This is a genomic window from Rossellomorea vietnamensis (genome assembly GCF_001305855.1).
In the GTDB taxonomy this organism is placed as follows: domain Bacteria; phylum Bacillota; class Bacilli; order Bacillales; family Bacillaceae_B; genus Rossellomorea; species Rossellomorea vietnamensis_A.
The window spans coordinates 42,113-60,253 of record NZ_LIXZ01000002.1; the positions used below are offsets into that span (position 1 = coordinate 42,113).

Consider the following 18,141-nt stretch of genomic DNA (forward strand, 5'->3'; position numbering starts at 1 on the left):
TGATTCCCGTAGTTGAATCAGCCTTCTTTATTAGGTTTTACTCTCGATTAAGAGTGTAACAGGACCATCATTCGTCAGATTGACATCCATCATTGCACCGAATACACCTGTTGCCACCCTCACTCCTTTTCCCTCGAGAATCTCATTGAAATAATCATAGATCACTTCGGCATGATCGGGTTTGGCCGCATTCATGAAATTCGGCCTTCTTCCCTTTCGGACATCTCCATACAGGGTGAATTGGGAAATGGAAAGAATCTCCCCTCCCAAATCAAGGAGGGAATGATTCATCTTTCCTTCATCATCTTCAAAAATGCGAAGGTTTACAACCTTTTCTGCTACGTAACGAGCATCTTCTTCTGTATCTTCATGGGTGATCCCCACAAGCAGTACAGCGCCTGACCGGATTTCTCCCTTTACTTCTCCATCAACAGTGACGGAGGCTTCTTTACTTCTCTGCAGAACAACCCTCATAAAGAAATCTCCTTTAGTTCATGATTCGTCTTACAGCATATACATCTGGTATCTGTTTGATTCTCTCTACCACTTTGTGCAAATGGGAAATGTTTTGAATCGAAATGGACATATTGATGGTGGCCACTTTGTTCCGGTCCGATTTTCCACTCACTGCCGATATATTCGTCTTTGTTTCATTTACCGCCTGAAGAACTTCATTCAGGAGTCCTCTGCGATCATAACCGGAGATTTCAATATCGACATTGTATTCTTTCCGGTCATTCCCGTCGCTTTCCCATGATACGGGAATGAGGCGCTGTTCCACTTCGTCTGCCATGACATTCGTACAATCCGCACGATGGACCGAAACGCCGCGCCCCTTTGTAATGAAGCCGACGATTTCATCCCCCGGAACCGGACTGCAGCAGCGTGAAAGTCGGATAAGGAGATTATCGATCCCCTCAACCTGTACACCTGCATCTTTTTTCCGCTTGACGGGTTGAGCATTCAGTTCCTTCATCGTTTCTTCCAGATTGTCTTCCTGTTCCCGCATCTTTCTGTGTTTTTCCGTTAAACGGTTGGCGATTTGAGCCGCTGTGATCCCGTTATATCCGACGGCTGCATACATATCCTCTTCGTTTGAGAAATTGAATTTCTCCGACACTCGCTTGATATTTTCGGGATTGAGGATTTCCTTCACATCGAAATCCTGATTTTTGATTTCTTTTTCGACCAGCTCACGGCCCTTTTCAATATTTTCTTCCCTGCGCTGTTTCTTGAAGAACTGTTTGATTTTATTCTTCGCCTGGGACGTCTGGGCGAGCTTCAGCCAATCCTGACTCGGACCATACGAATGTTTGGACGTAAGGATCTCGATGATATCCCCCGTTTTCAGCTTGTAATCAAGAGTGACCATTTTCCCGTTGACCTTTGCACCGATCGTTTTGTTGCCGATTTCCGAGTGGATCCGATAGGAAAAGTCGATGGGCACGGAGCCTGACGGCAATTCCAAGACGTCTCCTTTAGGCGTGAATACAAAGACCATATCGGAAAACAGGTCGATTTTAAGAGATTCCATGAATTCTTCAGCATTGGCCGATTCATTCTGGAACTCGAGTATTTCCCTGAACCAGGAAAGCTTCTTCTCAAATGAAACAGGTTCATTCGCTTCTTTTCCTTCTTTATACGCCCAGTGTGCCGCTACCCCGTATTCAGCAATCTGGTGCATCTCAAGGGTTCTGATCTGCACTTCCAGCGGGTCGCCTTTAGGACCGATCACCGTCGTATGAAGAGATTGGTACATATTCGGTTTCGGCATGGCAATATAATCCTTGAACCTTCCGGGCATCGGTTTCCAGCATGTATGAACGATTCCGAGTACAGCATAGCAATCCTTGATGCTGTCTACTACAACCCGAACCGCAAGCAAGTCGTAAATTTCATTGAACTGTTTGTTTTGCAGGGCCATCTTACGATAAATGCTGTAAATATGCTTAGGTCGCCCGGAAATTTCAGCCACGATTTTCACATCGCCCAGCTTATCTTTCACTTCATTGACGACTTCATCTAAGTACTGTTCACGCTCGGCACGCTTCTTCTTCATCAAATTGACAATACGATAATACTGTTGAGGATTTAAATATCGTAGCGACGTATCTTCCAATTCCCACTTGATCTTTGAAATCCCCAACCGATGGGCCAAAGGAGCGAAGATTTCAAGCGTCTCATTTGCTATTCTCCGCTGCTTCTCCTGTGGTAAATGTTTCAGGGTTCTCATATTATGGAGGCGGTCTGCCAATTTAATGAGGATGACCCGGATATCCTGAGCCATCGCCACAAACATTTTCCGGTGATTTTCAGCCTGTTGCTCTTCATGGGATTTGTATTTAATCTTCCCAAGCTTCGTGACCCCATCAACGAGCATAGCCACTTCGGCATTGAACGCTTCTGCAATTTCACCGAGGGAAATGCCAGTGTCCTCCACTACATCATGAAGAAACCCAGCAGCCACAGTTGCCGGATCCATCTCCAGGTCCGCCAGTATCCCTGCCACCTGGATGGGATGGATGATGTATGGTTCACCAGACTTTCGGTACTGCTCACTGTGGGCATCCCTTGCATACTCATATGCCTTCTGGACCATTTCAACATGCTCATCGTTTAAGTATGCTTTTGTTTTATCAATAACCTGTTCAGGGGTTAGTACTTGATCTTTAGCCATGATCAAAATCACCTTTGTATTTTAATATAGTTCACGATTGTTCCATTTTAATGATTGTTACTATTATCAAAAAAAAAAGAGCTTCTGTAAAGGGTTTAGCGGAAAATTCTCAGAATCCATCTGATTCTGTCGATAAATGTCGATTCTGTTATTCTTGAAATTAAAAAAATAAGGGCTGACACTTTAACCAGTTGTCAGTCCCTTATTTCAGTATATCACAAAGTCAGTTTTAATAATCGAATTTAGTATTGCATTAATGTCATGATATCATAGTTCTCAAGTTTGTCGCGCCCATCAAGGTACGTAAGTTCAATTAAGAACGCCGTTCCTGCAACGATTCCACCAAGTTCTTCTACAAGCTTGATCGTTGCTTCGATCGTTCCACCGGTTGCCAGTAAATCGTCCGTGATCAGCACGCGCTGACCTGGCTTGATAGCATCTTTATGGATCGTTAACGCATCTTTACCGTACTCAAGACCGTATTCCTTCTGGATCGTTTCACGTGGTAATTTACCAGGTTTACGGACAGGGGCAAAGCCTACACCGAGTGCATAAGCGACTGGGCATCCGATGATGAATCCACGGGCTTCGGGTCCTACAACCAGGTCGATCTGCTTTTCTTTTGCATATTCGACGATTTGGTCTGTAGCATATCTATAAGCATCACCATTATCCATAAGGGTTGTGATGTCTTTAAACTTGATCCCTTCTTTTGGCCAATTCTCAACGATTGTAACATATTGTTTTAAGTCCATGCTTCTACTTCCTCCTCAATTGTAACAGACTCTTCTATCCTTTCATTAAACCAAGTCTTCAACTCTTGATAGGAAGAATATAACAATTCGTTTTCAAGCTCGTATTGTTGTTTTTTCTTCTGATATGTTCGAGATTCAGAAAGATCTTTCTTGGTTTTCGCAGGATTAAGAGAAATAAATCCATTGTCTATTGTAACAAACTTCAAATCAAAAAACACCTGTGACATGAAATCGATTGTTTCTTTCGACCAGCCTTTATGTTTGGCCAGGTCATCACCATGCTTATTGACATCGAACGATCCCCGTTTGGTTAAAAATCCATAGTACCATTTGAAATGGTCCCGGGTCGGCATCGTACTGAAGAAATGATCTTCTTCCTGGAAGAAATGAGCATAAATCCGATGAGGACGCCCCTTCTTCAAAAGCTCTTCAAGTAATGGCTTTGAATCGGGGAGATCCAACAGCACAAGGCTCGCTTTCTCCGTTGATAATCCATCTAGAGTCGAGCTTTCCTCCAAGAGGATGACTTCATCTTTCGGCAGGTTCAGTTTATCCAGCGTGGAGGAATGGAAACACACCATTTTCTTATTTTCTTCAGGGATGAGTCCGTTCCATTTATGGACCTGCTTGATTCCCCGTACATCAAATAATTGCCAATGATCGATTTTTACATCATGTAAGAACACCTGGGGCTTCTTGCGGTTGTTCCACTCATTTATGGATAATTCACCTATGACTGACGCATTTGAAAAAGGCGTCATGTGGTCAGCCAGTTCCCCGAGTCCGAAGCCTACTCCGTCAAGTTGGACCCCTTTGTCTTCCAAAACGAGCTTCAGGTGATTCTGTGCAGATCCGATTTTTTTATAGTGTTCGATGCTTACATTGTCGATGATCCACTTCGGCTTCGGATTCTTCATCCCAAAAGGTGCCAAAAGCTGAAGCTTTTCAATCGACTCCACAGAGATTTCGTCCACTGTCACGGGAGCATCGAGTTGTGTGACGGGGATGAAGTCCTCTGCTGTCAGTTCCGTCCCGGCCAGTTCATTCAACCGGTTTCTCAACTGAGCTACATCGTCTAATTCAAGCGTCATACCCGCAGCCATAGGATGGCCACCGAAGTGGGGAAGGATATCCCGGCAGGTTGAAAGGTTTTTGAATAAATCAAATCCTGCGATGCTTCTCGCAGAACCTTTCGCTGTCCCTTTCTCGGAGTCGTAGCTGAGCACGATGGTCGGCCGGTAAAACTTGTCGACCAGACGTGAAGCCACAATGCCGACCACTCCGGGATTCCAGCCTTCCTTTCCGATGACAAGTACGTGGTTATCCTTCAGCGGGAAGTCTCTCTCCACCATCTCAACGGCTTCCTCGGTCATTTGGGCGACGATCGCCTGTCTCTCTTTATTCAAGCCGTCAATTTCTTCCGCCAGTGCCTTCGCCTCTTCGTCATCCTCCGTAAGCATGAGATCGACGGCAGGATCGGCATCACCTAAACGACCGACTGCATTAATCCGCGGTGCGATCATGAAGCCCACCGTCTCTTCGGTGATTTCATGCTGCTTCGCGTTGGCGATTTTGCATAAAGCTTTAATCCCCAATCGGTTTGAAGCCCGGAGCTCGGCAAGGCCCCGCTTAGCCAGAAGACGGTTCTCCCCTCTCAAAGGGACTAGATCCGCAATCGTTCCAATCGCCGCAAGATCCAGTAAATGACTTGGCAGCTCTCCATAAAGGGCATGGGCCAATTTAAAGGCCACCCCAACTCCCGCAAGTTCCCCGAATGGATATGCCACTTCTCCTACCTTTGGATGTAAAAGCGCATATGTTTCCGGTAATTCGGGTCCAGGTTCATGGTGATCTGTAATGATCAGGTCGATCCCGAGATCTTTCGCGAGTCTGGCTTCGTTCACGGCAGAAATTCCTGTATCGACCGTGATGATGAGCGAGAATTCCTCATCCTTAGCCCAGCGGAACGCCCCTTCATTCGGGCCGTATCCTTCACTGAACCGATTCGGGATATAGAATTCCACCATCGCACCAAGATCTCTCAGTACCGTCATCATGACCGACGTACTGCTGACTCCATCTGCATCATAGTCACCGTAAACGAGAATCCTTTCCCCGTTTTCAATGGCTTTATGGATTCGTTCCGTTGCTTTTTTCATATCTTCAAATAGGAATGGGTCGTGGAATGAGTCGCCTGAATCAAATAAAAAATTCCTGGCTTCTTCTACATCATCCAAGTCCCTGTTTATCAATAATTTCGCTACAAGCGAAGGTACCTTTAGTTCATTCGCCAATTCTGCTATTTTATGTTCATCTGATTCTGTCAATATCCAACGTGTTTTTGAGTTTAACATACGTTCACCCCTCAGCCTTACTCATTATACAAAAGTGAGGGGGTTGTTTCAATCTTAATGAAAGAGTGGAAGGTGGAATGAATGATCTTGCATGTGGTTTGGGCTACAATAAAAAAAGCCTGGTGACAAAAAGCCACCAGGCCAGTTTTATTCCCCTGCTTCCCCTACTGAATCCGGGGCACGTTTTTTCAACGGGATGTCTTCAGTCTTTTCCTTGTGCATTCCTTCTGCCTGTTCCCGCAAGAGCAGGTTTTCTTTTTCCAGGGATTTGACCCTGCGCTGGACGACGAATAATCGAAACAGCCCTACGGAACCGATGATGATACCACCCATCAGGACAGATCCGAGGATAACTAATATAAGAGGCCAGTCGGATTCACCGAACAGATAATTGACGGTGACCGGATCGACGTTGATGACGGCGAAAATCGATACGACCAACGCAAAGAAAATACCTAATAATAAAGTCCATTGAAACTTCATGAGACTTCCCTCCCTTTAAGTTAAGTCTATTTGATCATCACTTTCTTCAGAAGCAGGATTGAACGGATTGATATGAATGAACACATCATTCACATTCGATTCTTCCAAGAGCTTCTCTTTTACTCTCTTCCCGACACGATGACCTTCTTCTACCGTCATGTATGGATCGACACTGATTTTCAAATCAATGATGACGTAGTGACCATGTTCCCTTGCATGAAGCTCGTTGATTTCCTTCACGTCAGGGACGGACTCCACGATTTTTCGAAAAGGCAGGATATCTTCCTCATGCATGACGTGATCAAGTGTCGTATGTATGGATTCAGCTCCTAGATGCCAGGCCATCCTCAGGACAAGCAGGGAAACGAAAATTCCTGCAACCGGATCGGCATAAACAAGCCAGCCAATATCGAACTTCCCGCCAAGGATAGAAGCGGAAATCCCGACCAGTGCCGCGAGGGAAGAGAACACATCCGAACGATGCTCGTAAGCATTCACGATCAACGCATCACTCTTTATCCTTTTACCCAACCGATATTTGTATTGAAACATCGCTTCCTTCACGATGATGGAGAATATGACGGCATAAATCGCAAGGGCTGTCGGTGGGGTGAGGGGATGGAAGAAGGATTCAATCGAGGATTTCCCAATTTCGATCCCCACCAGGAACAACAGGACGGCCACGATGATTGCCGCAATGGACTCCGCCTTTCCGTGACCATAAGGATGATCCTGATCGGGGGGCTGCTTGGCCGCTCGTAAACCGATAAAGACGGCAAGGGAACCTGCTACATCCGATGCAGAGTGAACCGCATCAGCAATCAGCGCCCGACTATTCCCCATGATTCCGGCCGCCCACTTTATAACAGCCAGTACAATATTGCCCACCACACCGACCATGGCAGCAAATTCCGCTTTTTTAAAACGTTCCTCATGATTCATTCAGAGTCGCCTCCCTTATAACTTCTATTAGTGTAACCCAATGCCGTAAAAAAATAAAAAAGACAGGCCCGGGAAGAAATACTTCCCGGACCTCTTGATCTTCATTATACTTGCGGTTCATCCGACCACGTTTTCTTTTCTTTTACGGTCTTGATTGTTCCTTTTTTCTTCAGTTCTTTCTTCTTCATCACGAGCCATACTTGGGAAGCGATGAATACGGAAGAATACGTACCTGAGATTAACCCGACCAGTAAAGCGATGGAGAAGTTACGGATGGACTCACTACCGAAGATCATGAGTGCAATGACCGTGAACACGACAGTCAATACTGTATTGACCGAACGGCCCATCGTTTGTCTGATACTTTGGTTCACTACCTCTTCAATGTCCTTATCCGTCTTCAAACGGCGTTTCTTATGAAGATTTTCACGCAGCCTGTCGAAGGTGACGATCGTATCATTGATCGAATAACCGACTATCGTAAGGACGGCTGCGATGAAGGTGATATCGACTTCGAGCCTTGTCAGACTGAAGAATGCAATGATAAAGAATGCATCATGCAGGAGGGCAAGGATTGCACCTACTGCCATTCTCCATTCAAATCGGAGCGTGACGTAAATGATGATTCCGACAGAAGCAATTGCCACAGCAATCATGGCGTTTTGTGCAAGCTCTTTCCCAATGACGGGAGAAACAGTGCTGATACTTGGTTCAGCTCCATAAAGCTTGTTGAAGTGATCTTTCAGCTTTGCGATATCGTCCTTATTCAAGTCATCCGTATAGCGGACAACGGCAATATTATTTTTATCGCCGGAGATGACGACATCCTCAGAAGGCAGTTTAATCTCCTTCAGTTCATCCTGAACCTGTTCGGTCTTCAGGCTTTGATCAGCCAGGATTTCCATCCGTGATCCGCTGACAAAGTCAATTCCGAGATTCAATCTGAAAATGGCCAGGATGATGATACCTGCTGTAATGAGTACGGCTGACAGGGTAAAGAATTTCTTTCGCTGCGAAGCGAAATCAAAGCGGTCAAAACGGGTAGGGAGATCTAGGGTATCATAGTTCTCCGCCAGATCCTTGATTTCGGATTTTTTCACACCGAACCAGCCCGGCTTCTTATTAAAGATACGGCTGTTCACCCATAGGCCGAGTAACAGTCGTGAACCCCATACCGCCGTAATGAAGCTTGTCAGGATACTGACGATCAGCATCGTGGCGAATCCTTTGACCGAACTTGTCCCATAGAAGAAGAGTACGGCTGCTGCAAGGATTGTCGTCACGTTGGCATCCAGGATCGTCAAGAAGGATGATTTATTACCGGCCTGGAACGCCGAGCGTATCGGTTTCCCGACCCGCATCTCTTCCTTGATCCGTTCATACGTTATGATATTCGCGTCGACGGCCATACCCACACCAAGGATGAGGGCTGCGATCCCCGGCAGGGTCAGGACCCCGTTCATCAGATCGAAAATCAACAGAATCAAGTAAATGTAAACAGAAAGGGTGATCGTTGCAATCAGTCCCGGGAAACGGTAGTACGCAATCATGAATAAGAAAATGATGGCAATCCCGATGATCCCTGCAGTCACTGTCTTATCCAGGGCCTGCTGACCGAATTGCGCTCCCACTGAAGTCGAATACTTCTCGTCCAGTTTGACCGGAAGGGCCCCTGCATTTAACAGGGACGCAAGGTTCTGGGCGCGCTCGACTGTAAAGTTCCCTTCGATGATGACTTCATCGGAGTTGATAGGCTTTCTTACGGCCGGGTCGGAGATGAATTTCGGATCTTCCTTCCCTACTTCAGCTTTGTAAGAATCTTTTCCTTCTTCAAAATCCAGCCAGATCACAAGCTGGTTCTGTGGAGCCATAGCAGAAATGTCTTTCGTTAATTCATAGAATTTCGAGCGATCTTTCAATTTTAGTGAAACGATCGGATTATTTTTGTCATCAAACGTTTGCTTCGCAGAACCGGATGCAAGATCCGATCCGTCCAGACGGACTTTATCGTTCACGTCACGGAACGTCAGATTGGCTTGAGTGGAGAGGATTTCCCTTGCTTCATTCTGGTCCTCGACACCAGCCAGTTGAACACGGATGCGGTTCCCGTCTTCGATTTGGATATTCGGCTCACTGACACCCAATACGTTAATACGCCTGTCGAGTGCATCGGCTGTATTGGCGACGGTCTCTTTCGTGATTTCCTGGCCTTTTTTGATCGGCTGAACTTCATAAAGAACCTCAAATCCGCCCTGCAGGTCCAATCCCAGTTTAATGTTATCTACAATACTCTTCGTTGTGCCTCCCATAGTACCTGCAAGCAATACCACAAGTATAAAGAAGGCAATGATTCGGCCACGCTTTACCATTATGTATAGATCCTCCTTGCCGTTTTAAAAAACCATACGAACTATGTGCTTCAAAAAAGTAATATAATTCCTGAATTCCTCGGGCATTCTTATTATCTACGAGAAAGAAAAGAGTGTCAATTTCTTTTCGGGCTATTTACCATTCTTATTCGGGCGAAGAAGCTCGTTCAACTCATCTTCATTCACTTCAGCAAACCAATTGGGAGACCTGTACGCTTCAATTGTTTCAAAGCTCATATACTCTCCGGGCTTGACCGTCAATACATCACTCACTAATTGAAAGAGCTTCACATCCACTTCTGGTTTCTTCCATTTTTTCTTCGTTAAGTAGGCCCATAGGCGGTCAGCGTCGGCCTTTCCGTAACCAAGCACTTCTAATTCTTCCACCTTGCTTACTAGCGCTGGTACTAACGATTCATAAAAACGGTCATAAGGATGTTGATTATTCTTCATTCCCCGTCCACCCCATCTGGGCTATATCGAGCCCGAATTGTTCACTACTTGTCATGCTTTGTCCACCCTTGTGCATATACATCATTGTATACGATTATACCAATTTTGAGAAGGCAGGGAATTTTATGTCAAAATTTCTGAAAGGCACCATGATCCTAATGATGGCCGCCTTTATAACTAGAATATTAGGGTTTGTGAACCGTATCGTCGTTGCCAGATTCATTGGAGAAGAAGGCGTCGGCCTGTTTATGATGGCGTTCCCTACCCTCATACTCGTCATCACTATCACTCAGCTGGGGCTCCCTGTAGCAATCTCAAAAAATGTTGCCGAAGCAGAGTCAAAGGGAGATATCCGGAAAGTAAAAAAAATATTGGTGGTCTCCCTTTCCATCACCATGGGGCTATCCCTCATCTTCACCCCGGCGCTCATCCTGCTCGCCCCCTATTTAACAGACGTCCTGTTTACGGATGATCGAATTTACTATCCATTGGTGGCAATTGCCCCGATCATTCCGATCGTAGCGATTTCTTCCGTGATCCGCGGCTATTTCCAGGGAAGGCAGAACATGAAACCTTCCGCTTATTCACAGGTCATCGAACAGGTGGTCCGGATCACCCTGATTGCCGTATTGACCAAAACCTTCCTTCCTTACGGGATAGAATACGCAGCAGCCGCTGCCATGGTGGCGTCCGTTCTTGGGGAACTCGCTTCCCTACTATATTTGTTCGCAAGTTTTAAGTTAAAGAAAAAGTTCAAGATCAGACGCAACTTCTTCAGCTCGATCAAGAATGGCCGGGAAACCTTTAATGAACTCATGAGTGTGGCCCTGCCGGCGACAGGAAGCAGAATGATCGGATCGATCGCATGGTTTTTTGAACCGATCGTGGTGGCAAACAGCCTTGCCCTCGCCGGAGTGGCAGCCGGGATGGCCACGAAACAGTATGGTTCCTTGACAGGATACGCCCTTCCCCTCCTGTTCCTGCCATCATTCGTGACCCTTTCATTATCCCAATCTCTTGTCCCGGCCATCAGCGAAGCCAACTCGCAAAAAAATTTCACCTTAATCGAACACCGGCTTCAGCAGGCTCTCAGATTCTGTTTGATCACCGGCGGGATTTCCGTCGTCATCCTCTACGTATATGCAAAGCCGCTCATGCAGGTCATGTACGGAAATGAAAACGGGGCAGGTTTCTTGATGATCATGGCACCTTTCTTTTTATTTTATTACTATCAAGGGCCATTGCAGGCCGTGCTCCAGGCGTTGAATCTGGCAAGGGCCGCCATGATCAACAGTCTGATAGGTGCCGTCGTGAAGACCGGCGTCATCTTTGTTCTCGCTTCACAGCCGGCGTTTGGCATCAACGGTGCGGCCCTCGGAATCGTCACCGGATTCCTGCTCGTGACCCTGTTACATTTCATGACCATCCTGAAATATGTTCCGATGACAATTTATGCCCGGGATTACGTCAAGACGATCATAGTCCTGTTGATTACCGGCGTATGGGGACACTTTTCTTATCTCTATTTATTCGATGGTCAGTCCACCGTATTCCGATTGCTATTCGGAGTCATGACTTCGTCGGCTCTATACACCGTGCTCTCCATCAGTCTCAAGCTCATCGTCAAAACCGACCTTGCCAGAATCCCGTTCATCCGGCGATTCATCACTCCATAGTCTCCCCAATAAAAAATACTCCTTAACATCATGTTGAGGAGTATTTTTATTATTGATTTTTTTCATCAATGTAAAATTGCCCGTTTTGGAAGCTGCAGAAGGCGATTTCCTGGACGTTTTTGAATCCGCGTTCTCTCAGTTCTTTCCGTAACCAGAAGGATGTTTTTCCGATCATATCGAGATGGGTGGTTTGGACCTGTCCATCGAGGATCAGGGGCAGTGTCAGGGAATGGGGAGTCTTTTTATCTTTCTGTAGGACAGATAGTTTCCCGGATGGCTCTAAAATCGCAAATTCAACATCTGCCACATTAAAGATATCTTTTTCTCTTAATTGAAGAAGTAAATCATCATAATTATAACGCTGTTTCTTCATGGCTTTGTCGTCGATTTTCCCATTATGGATGATGACGGTGGGTTTTCCGTCCAATAATTCCCGGAATGACTTAGACCTGAGGGAAAACCAGGCAAACAGGATCTGGATGAGTACGATGACCCCCATGGGCAGTACTGTATGAATGATGGGATCTTCCGGTTCTTCGATGGCCATGACCGCCATCTCGGCAATCATCATGAATACGACCAGATCCAGTATACTCAGTTCCCCGATTTCCCTTTTCCCCATGATTCTGAAAATGAAAATGATCATAACATAAAGAAAAAGAGTGCGTAAAATGATGACGAAATATTCCTCCACTACTTTCCCCTCCCATACGCATGTCATTATGTAGTATCGACAGAATGAGAAAATAAATCGGAGGAATTTTTATCCACCCATAAATGGCCGGATGTATTTAAAGTATACGTAGAGTGTGGACACAGCAAGGGAGATGACGGTGACGGGAACACCAATCAGTAAGTACTGATGAAATTTGATCTGCACATTTTCCTTGGATGCAAGTCCGGCAATGACCAGATTGGAAGAAGAACCGAGAAGTGTACCATTCCCCCCAAGGCAGGCACCCAGAGCCAATGACCACCATAAGGGATCCATATTGACCATCCCGAATTCACCGAATTCCTGAATAACGGGAATCATGGCTGCCACAAACGGAATATTATCGACTACAGCAGACAATATGCCTGTTCCCCACAATATGACAAAGGCCGTTTTCTTCATATCCCCATCCGTTGCCCGCAAAATTTCTCGTGCGATCTCATCTATGAATCCTGCCTCTTCAATCCCTCCGACCAGGAGGAATAAGCCCATAAAGAAAAAGAGTGTCCCCCATTCCACCTCTCTCAAAATCTTTTCCGGTGGATGAATTTTCTCGAGGAGCAGCATAAGGAGAACCGCACCGGCAAGGGATACCGTCGTCACATCAAGATGGAACACCGGATACACGGAAAAGCCCACCAATACGAGGACAAGGACAAACAGGGACTGAAAGAGCCCATTGTCCCTCTTTAAATATTCATTTGGCTTGATCCCTTTCAGAAGCAGTTTCCTGTCTTCTTTCACGTGGAGAACTTCCTTATATACCAGACACATGATCAAAAGCGTCACTCCGTAAACCATCAGGACAACAGGTAACAGATTTTCAAGGAAGGCATTAAACGTAAAGTGCTTGACTGCCTGGCCGATCATCATGTTAGGAGGGTCCCCTATGAGGGTTGCCGTCCCGCCGATGTTACAAGCCAGGATCGTCATGATTAAGTAGGGGATGGGCGGAAGTTCAAGGAGCCTGGTCAATTTGAACAAAATCGGGACTAACAACATAGCGATCGTGACGTTCGCCAAAAACGCAGAACCCACCGCCGCCAGGGAGGAAAACAGGACCAGGAGCGAAAGCCCGTTCCCGTTCACCCATTGAGCGATCCGAATGGCAATGAACTCAAATATCCCCGTTTTGCTTGTAATGGTGACAATCAGCATCATGGAAAACAGAAGAGTGATGGTTTTCCAGTCGATATACGTAAATAGCGCCTTCTCGAGCGGGAATGCCCCGATCAGGAGCATAGCAACCCCACCGGCCATTGCAGCTAGGACTCGATTCCATTTCTCTGTCATCAATAGGATGTAAACCGAAACGAACACAATCAATACGATCATCGGAGACATGGTCACAGTCCTCCTTCTCCAGGAAGTTTCATACTAGTCTATGAGGCTTGACCACAGAAAATTTCTAGTCTTTTTTATCATTGAGATGAATATGCTTGTACTAATACGGAATAAAATTATCGAGTTAGAAGGGAGAGGACCGTCATCGAAGCGAAAAAAATGGGGGGTGCCGTCCTTTACGGGACGACCACCATATTTGTCATAGCGATTGCTGCAAGCCTATTATTTTCATTGCTGCTCCGGTTTACCGAACTTACTGAAAGCTCCATCACAATGTTTGTCACGATCATTTCATTTCTATCTTTGTTTGTTGGTGGATTTATGTCTGGTGGTAAAGGAAAGACAAAAGGCTGGGTGCTTGGAGGGTCGACAGGACTCATTTACACCCTCGTCATTTTCTTGTTTCAATACCTGGGATACGATAGCCTGTTTTCAATGGAACAGCTTATCTATCACGGCTGCTATATCCTGACGGCCATGATGGGGGGAATCCTTGGTGTAAACATGAGTGGCGGTCCTAGGGAGGGGTAGTCCATCCGCATAATAAAAAAGGGTCCCTCTTCCACGTGCCTGGCACATGGAGAGAACCCTTTTTTTATTATACCTGCTCTGTTTTGATGACTTCCCTGATCGCATTACGATCATATGTAAGACGGCTGCCGTCACCACACAGGATGACTACTTTACCTTCTTCGATGGCATCGATCGATCCGTGTAAACCGCCAATCGTGATGATTCTATCACCTTTTGCAAGCTCATTTTGCATTTTAGAGACTGCTTTTTGACGCTTTTGCTGAGGACGGATCAGTAAAAAGTAAAACAGAACGAACATTAATATCAAAGGTAGTATTGTTCCTAAACTTCCCATTCTTTTTCCCCTCCTTTCAATACATTATTTATTTTATGCTTTTTAGAAGTTTTTCGCATCAGGTCGGTTGAAGCCGTACTGCTCGAAAAATTCTTCCCTAAAGTCTCCTAGACGATCTTCACGAATCGCTTGTCTGACTTGCTCCATCAATTTTAACAGAAAATGAAGATTATGATAAGTCGTAAGGCGAATTCCGAACGTTTCGTCACATTTGATCAAGTGACGGATATAGGCACGGCTATAATTTTTACACGTATAGCAGTCGCAATTCTCATCGATCGGCCTGAAATCCCTTGCAAACTTAGCATTTTTCACGACCAGGCGGCCTTCACTTGTCATAAGCGTTCCGTTACGGGCGATACGGGTTGGAAGGACACAATCAAACATGTCGATTCCTCGCATCGAACCATCGATCAGTGAATCCGGCGATCCGACACCCATCAGGTAACGAGGCTTATCCGACGGAAGATGCGGCGTCGTGAAATCAAGCACGCGATTCATCACGTCCTTAGGCTCCCCGACAGAAAGTCCACCGACGGCATATCCAGGGAAATCCATGGATACCAGGTCACGGGCACTTTGCTTACGAAGCTCTTCGTATTCCCCACCTTGGACGATACCGAATAATCCTTGATCCTGCGGTCGCTGATGGGCTTCAAGACACCGTTCTGCCCATCGCGTGGTACGCTCCACTGAACTCTTCATATACTCATATTCGGCAGGATACGGTGGACATTCATCGAATGCCATCATGATATCAGAGCCCAGCGCATTCTGTATCTCCATCGCTTTCTCCGGGCTGAGGAAAAGTTTATCCCCGTTTAAGTGATGACGAAAATGGACTCCTTCTTCTTCGATCTGGCGCAGCTTACTCAGGCTGAACACTTGGAAGCCGCCTGAATCGGTCAGGATGGCGCGATCCCAGTTCATGAATTTATGAAGTCCGCCTGCTTCCCTTATGATCTCATGGCCGGGACGTAACCATAAATGATACGTATTACTGAGAATGATGCCGGATTCCATGGATTTCAGATCCTCCGGGGACATCGTTTTTACAGTAGCCATGGTGCCTACCGGCATGAAGGCAGGCGTTTCGAATGAACCGTGTGGCGTATGGACGCGGCCGAGTCTTGCACCGGTTTGTTTACATGTTTTAATCAATTCGTATGTTATTGCAGTCAACTTGGGAATTCTCCTTCCAATTTCCATTGGGTTTTACAATCATTCATTATTTAATCAACATCGCATCTCCAAAGCTGAAGAAGCGGTACTTCTCTTTAACGGCGGTTTCATAGGCATGCATCACGTTGTCTTGCCCTGCAAAGGCGCTGACCAGCATGATCAGGGTCGACTTCGGTAAATGGAAATTGGTGATCAGTCCATCAATCCCTTTAAACTCATAGCCTGGATAAATGAAGATATTCGTCCATCCATTTTCTTCAACAAATGTACCATGCTTGGATGCGATGGTTTCAAGGGTGCGGGTGGAGGTTGTTCCGACCGTTATGATCTTGCCGCCATTTGCTCTCACCTCATTTAAGAGGCGGGCGGTCCCTTCCGATACCTGATAGAACTCAGCATGCATGTCATGATCCTCAATCGTCTCTACGGAAACGGGCCTGAACGTTCCAAGTCCCACATGAAGGGTGATGAAAGCGATGTGTACACCTTTTTCTTTCAGCTCATCCAACAGTTCTTCCGTAAAATGGAGTCCTGCAGTCGGAGCAGCCGCTGAGCCCCTTTCCCTGGCAAACACCGTCTGGTAGCGGTCCTGTTCGTCCAATCGTTCTCGGATGTACGGAGGCAGCGGCATTTCACCCAATTCATCCAATACTTCGTAAAAAATCCCTTCATATTGAAATTCAAGGATTCTCCCACCGTGATCCTTCAAATCAACACAGGTTGCTCTTAATTTGCCGTCACCGAAAACGATTTCCGTTCCGACACGGATCCGTTTTGCCGGCTTCACAAGTGTTTCCCACTTGTCACCGTCTTCCTGTTTCAGAAGGAGCACTTCAATATTGGCACCTGTATCTTCTTTTTGTCCATAAAGACGTGCCGGCAGTACTCTTGTATCATTCAGCACGAGACAATCCCCTTCTTGGAGGTGCTCCGTGATCTGTTTGAAACGGATATGATCCATGGAACCATCTTCTTTATCCAACACCATCAGCCTGCTCTCGGAACGATTCTCAAGAGGAGTCTGGGCAATCAGTTCTTCCGGTAAATGAAAATCAAAATCTTCTACTTTCACAATTCGTCACCTGGCTTATGTAAATCTCACTCATGAATCCTATTTAAATTTCCCGATGAAATAAAAGACAACGGAAAGTATAACACTTATCAGAATAGAAGTCATAAGTGGAAAATAAAATGTCGCATTTTCTTTTTTGATGATGATGTCACCCGGCAGCTTCCCTATTTTGATGAATTGCATAAGAAAACCGATCACAAGGATGATCGCGCCGATGATCATGACTAATTTAGGCAGCCCTGTCAATGGTCCGGCACCTCCAGTTGGAAATGGTCATACACAAGATGAGTGACGACCCTCCCTCTCGGCGTCCGCTGGATGAATCCAATCTGCAAAAGGTATGGCTCGTACACATCTTCAATCGTATGGGACTCTTCCCCGATGCTTGCGGCGATCGTATCGAGTCCCACTGGTCCTCCCCTGAAGCGCTCGATGATCCCTTTAAGAAGCTTATGGTCGATATGATCAAGACCTAATTTATCGACCTGAAGAAGCTCAAGGGCTTCCCGTGAAAGGGTTGTGGTAATATCCCCATTCCCCTTCACCTGGGCAAAATCCCTTACCCTCCTGAGTAGCCGATTGGCGATACGAGGGGTCCCTCTCGACCTCCGCGCCAATTCTTCAGAAGCTGTCGCTTCGATCTTCGTGTTCAAAATCGCAGCGGTCCGCTGCACGATTTCATTCAACTGTTCTTCATTATAATATTCCAACCGGCATAAAACACCAAATCGATCTCGAAGGGGAGCCGATAAGGCACCGGCACGGGTCGTCGCCCCCACCAGAGTGAAAGGCGGAAGATCCAAACGGACAGACCGTGCACTGGGACCATTGCCGATGACAATATCCAAACAGAAATCTTCCATTGCCGGATAAAGAACCTCTTCGATCGCCCGGGGCAGCCGGTGGATTTCATCGATGAACAATACGTCACCGGGCTCGAGTGCCGTAAGGACGGCGGCCAGATCTCCCGGTCTCTCGATCGCCGGTCCTGAGGTCGTGCGTAAGTTCACACCCATCTCATTGGCAATGACGGCGGCAAGGGTCGTTTTCCCTAATCCCGGCGGTCCGTAAAGAAGGACATGATCCAGGGTCTCCTGTCTCATCTTTGCCGCTTCGATGAAAACCTCAAGATTATGCTTTACCTTATCTTGCCCAATATATTGTTTTATTGTCTGTGGACGCAAGGAATATTCAAAGGAATCTTCATTTAATTCTGATTCACCTGATACGATTCTGTCTTCCATTTAGACT

17 protein-coding genes are annotated in these 18,141 nt (G+C 46.2%); 2 read left to right on the forward strand and 15 right to left on the reverse strand.

The window, feature by feature from the left end; genetic code table 11:
• Positions 1 to 30: 30 nt before the first annotated feature.
• The 8 genes from dtd to AM506_RS03290 all read right to left on the reverse strand — a co-directional run bounded on the left by dtd (position 31) and on the right by AM506_RS03290 (position 10,033).
• On the reverse strand, positions 31 to 474 hold the full coding sequence (gene dtd, locus AM506_RS03255; protein ID WP_060670789.1) for a D-aminoacyl-tRNA deacylase: 444 nt from the start codon (positions 472 to 474) through the stop codon (positions 31 to 33).
• A gap of 13 nt (positions 475 to 487) precedes the next feature.
• Positions 488 to 2,677, reverse strand: coding sequence for a RelA/SpoT family protein (locus tag AM506_RS03260; RefSeq protein WP_060670791.1), 2,190 nt, complete (start codon positions 2,675 to 2,677; stop codon positions 488 to 490).
• Positions 2,678 to 2,919: 242 nt separating this feature from the next.
• Complete coding sequence (locus AM506_RS03265) at positions 2,920 to 3,432, reverse strand: adenine phosphoribosyltransferase (protein WP_060670793.1); 513 nt, start codon at positions 3,430 to 3,432, stop codon at positions 2,920 to 2,922.
• Complete coding sequence (gene recJ, locus AM506_RS03270; protein ID WP_060670795.1) at positions 3,423 to 5,786, reverse strand: single-stranded-DNA-specific exonuclease RecJ; 2,364 nt, start codon at positions 5,784 to 5,786, stop codon at positions 3,423 to 3,425. Before recJ ends, AM506_RS03265 begins: the two co-directional genes overlap by 10 nt.
• A gap of 147 nt (positions 5,787 to 5,933) precedes the next feature.
• Complete coding sequence (locus AM506_RS03275) at positions 5,934 to 6,269, reverse strand: LapA family protein (protein WP_060670796.1); 336 nt, start codon at positions 6,267 to 6,269, stop codon at positions 5,934 to 5,936.
• Positions 6,270 to 6,284: 15 nt separating this feature from the next.
• Complete coding sequence (locus AM506_RS03280; RefSeq protein WP_060670799.1) at positions 6,285 to 7,211, reverse strand: cation diffusion facilitator family transporter; 927 nt, start codon at positions 7,209 to 7,211, stop codon at positions 6,285 to 6,287.
• A 104-nt stretch (positions 7,212 to 7,315) separates the two neighbouring features.
• Positions 7,316 to 9,580 (reverse strand): protein translocase subunit SecDF, encoded by a 2,265-nt coding sequence (gene secDF / locus AM506_RS03285; RefSeq protein ID WP_060670801.1) that lies wholly within the window; start codon positions 9,578 to 9,580, stop codon positions 7,316 to 7,318.
• A 132-nt stretch (positions 9,581 to 9,712) separates the two neighbouring features.
• Positions 9,713 to 10,033 carry a post-transcriptional regulator gene (locus AM506_RS03290; RefSeq protein WP_060670803.1) on the reverse strand — a complete coding sequence of 107 codons (321 nt, stop codon included), beginning with the start codon at positions 10,031 to 10,033 and terminating at the stop codon, positions 9,713 to 9,715.
• Between the two features lie 125 nt (positions 10,034 to 10,158).
• Between AM506_RS03290 and spoVB the strand changes: the two genes are divergently transcribed.
• Positions 10,159 to 11,709: a stage V sporulation protein B gene (gene spoVB, locus AM506_RS03295; RefSeq protein WP_060670806.1), complete on the forward strand. Its 1,551-nt coding sequence runs from the start codon at positions 10,159 to 10,161 to the stop codon at positions 11,707 to 11,709.
• Between the two features lie 49 nt (positions 11,710 to 11,758).
• Here the strand turns inward: spoVB and AM506_RS03300 are convergent, their stop codons facing one another.
• Positions 11,759 to 12,430, reverse strand: a complete 672-nt coding sequence (locus AM506_RS03300; protein WP_060670808.1) for a DUF421 domain-containing protein — start codon at positions 12,428 to 12,430, stop codon at positions 11,759 to 11,761.
• A gap of 42 nt (positions 12,431 to 12,472) precedes the next feature.
• Positions 12,473 to 13,768, reverse strand: a complete 1,296-nt coding sequence (locus tag AM506_RS03305) for an SLC13 family permease (protein ID WP_060670810.1) — start codon at positions 13,766 to 13,768, stop codon at positions 12,473 to 12,475.
• 159 nt (positions 13,769 to 13,927) lie between these two features.
• On the opposite strand from AM506_RS03305, the gene AM506_RS03310 reads away from it, so the two are divergent.
• Positions 13,928 to 14,299 carry a TIGR04086 family membrane protein gene (locus AM506_RS03310; protein WP_060670811.1) on the forward strand — a complete coding sequence of 124 codons (372 nt, stop codon included), beginning with the start codon at positions 13,928 to 13,930 and terminating at the stop codon, positions 14,297 to 14,299.
• 67 nt (positions 14,300 to 14,366) lie between these two features.
• On the opposite strand, the gene yajC is transcribed toward AM506_RS03310, so the two are convergent.
• The 5 genes from yajC to ruvB are packed head-to-tail and all read right to left on the reverse strand — an operon-like array spanning position 14,367 to position 18,134.
• A complete protein-coding gene (gene yajC, locus AM506_RS03315) occupies positions 14,367 to 14,636 on the reverse strand; it encodes a preprotein translocase subunit YajC (RefSeq protein ID WP_060670813.1) in 270 nt (89 codons plus the stop codon).
• A 42-nt stretch (positions 14,637 to 14,678) separates the two neighbouring features.
• Positions 14,679 to 15,818 carry a tRNA guanosine(34) transglycosylase Tgt gene (gene tgt / locus AM506_RS03320; RefSeq protein WP_060670815.1) on the reverse strand — a complete coding sequence of 380 codons (1,140 nt, stop codon included), beginning with the start codon at positions 15,816 to 15,818 and terminating at the stop codon, positions 14,679 to 14,681.
• 46 nt (positions 15,819 to 15,864) lie between these two features.
• Positions 15,865 to 16,890 (reverse strand): tRNA preQ1(34) S-adenosylmethionine ribosyltransferase-isomerase QueA, encoded by a 1,026-nt coding sequence (gene queA / locus AM506_RS03325; protein WP_060670818.1) that lies wholly within the window; start codon positions 16,888 to 16,890, stop codon positions 15,865 to 15,867.
• A 39-nt stretch (positions 16,891 to 16,929) separates the two neighbouring features.
• Positions 16,930 to 17,136 (reverse strand): DUF2905 domain-containing protein, encoded by a 207-nt coding sequence (locus AM506_RS03330; protein WP_060670819.1) that lies wholly within the window; start codon positions 17,134 to 17,136, stop codon positions 16,930 to 16,932.
• Entirely contained in the window at positions 17,133 to 18,134 is a 1,002-nt protein-coding gene (gene ruvB, locus AM506_RS03335) for a Holliday junction branch migration DNA helicase RuvB (protein WP_060670821.1), read from the reverse strand. The genes AM506_RS03330 and ruvB overlap by 4 nt, the downstream gene beginning before the upstream one ends.
• Between the last annotated feature and the right edge of the window lie 7 nt (positions 18,135 to 18,141).

Bases quoted from the DNA above. Each gene is read 5' to 3' on its own strand.
- dtd (WP_060670789.1), bottom strand. From the start codon at position 474: ATGAGGGTTGTTCTGCAGAGAAGTAAAGAAGCCTCCGTCACTGTTGAT.
- ruvB (WP_060670821.1), bottom strand. From the start codon at position 18,134: ATGGAAGACAGAATCGTATCAGGTGAATCAGAATTAAATGAAGATTCC.
- AM506_RS03310 (WP_060670811.1), top strand. From the start codon at position 13,928: ATGGGGGGTGCCGTCCTTTACGGGACGACCACCATATTTGTCATAGCG.
- AM506_RS03290 (WP_060670803.1), bottom strand. From the start codon at position 10,033: ATGAAGAATAATCAACATCCTTATGACCGTTTTTATGAATCGTTAGTA.
- AM506_RS03300 (WP_060670808.1), bottom strand. From the start codon at position 12,430: ATGACATGCGTATGGGAGGGGAAAGTAGTGGAGGAATATTTCGTCATC.
- AM506_RS03260 (WP_060670791.1), bottom strand. From the start codon at position 2,677: ATGGCTAAAGATCAAGTACTAACCCCTGAACAGGTTATTGATAAAACA.
- recJ (WP_060670795.1), bottom strand. From the start codon at position 5,786: ATGTTAAACTCAAAAACACGTTGGATATTGACAGAATCAGATGAACAT.
- secDF (WP_060670801.1), bottom strand. From the start codon at position 9,580: ATGGTAAAGCGTGGCCGAATCATTGCCTTCTTTATACTTGTGGTATTG.
- AM506_RS03305 (WP_060670810.1), bottom strand. From the start codon at position 13,768: ATGTCTCCGATGATCGTATTGATTGTGTTCGTTTCGGTTTACATCCTA.
- AM506_RS03275 (WP_060670796.1), bottom strand. From the start codon at position 6,269: ATGAAGTTTCAATGGACTTTATTATTAGGTATTTTCTTTGCGTTGGTC.
- yajC (WP_060670813.1), bottom strand. From the start codon at position 14,636: ATGGGAAGTTTAGGAACAATACTACCTTTGATATTAATGTTCGTTCTG.
- AM506_RS03265 (WP_060670793.1), bottom strand. From the start codon at position 3,432: ATGGACTTAAAACAATATGTTACAATCGTTGAGAATTGGCCAAAAGAA.
- AM506_RS03280 (WP_060670799.1), bottom strand. From the start codon at position 7,211: ATGAATCATGAGGAACGTTTTAAAAAAGCGGAATTTGCTGCCATGGTC.
- spoVB (WP_060670806.1), top strand. From the start codon at position 10,159: ATGTCAAAATTTCTGAAAGGCACCATGATCCTAATGATGGCCGCCTTT.